Annotated in this window: 2 protein-coding genes; both read right to left on the bottom strand. The window is 48.3% G+C overall.

The window, feature by feature from the left end; genetic code table 11:
- On the bottom strand, positions 1–154 hold a 154-nt coding region (locus R7Z50_RS30520; RefSeq protein ID WP_318150153.1), incomplete at its 3' end, for a nitrilase-related carbon-nitrogen hydrolase.
- A gap of 4 nt (positions 155–158) precedes the next feature.
- The coding region (locus R7Z50_RS30515; RefSeq protein ID WP_318150152.1) for a glycine betaine ABC transporter substrate-binding protein at positions 159–540 on the bottom strand (382 nt) is incomplete at its 5' end.

The following is a 540-nucleotide window of genomic DNA, read 5'->3' as shown; positions in this document are numbered from 1 at the left end:
GCCGGTATCCGGTCAAGGAGAGTTCAGGAAACAGCAATAGCTGCGACCCCAAGGCCGCAGCTTGCTTTATGTAATCCTGATGAGTATTCAGATTGGCATTCACATCGCCTAACTGGGCGTTGATTTGGGCCACACTGACTTGCAGGATAGTCATGGTATTACCCCAAGTTATGCTCAGATAGGAACTGGCTTGCGACTTCTGAGATCGAACGTCGCTCCACATCAACTTGTTGATTCAAAGTCGACATCGTATCGCCATCGATCGCCGCAGAAAGCGCGTTCATTTGCTCGGCAAGCTCTGGGTTCGCATCTAGCGTTTCTTGGCGAACCACAGGAGTGATCGCGTAATCAGGGAAGAACTGTTTGTCATCCGTTAAAACGGTAAAACCGAATGCTTTGATACGACCATCTGTTGCAAATACGAGCGCAGCATCGACTTCTTGCCCTTTTAGCGCATCATAAGTTAACCCAGTATCCATGCGTTTCACTTGGTCTCGTGAAGCTTTGAATTTGTAGGTTTTCTGTAAAGGTCGGAAGCCA

Source organism: Vibrio sp. 1249-1, assembly GCF_033340495.1.
The sequence above is the reverse complement of the archived record's forward strand: the minus strand, read 5'-3'. Positions and strand labels throughout refer to the sequence as shown.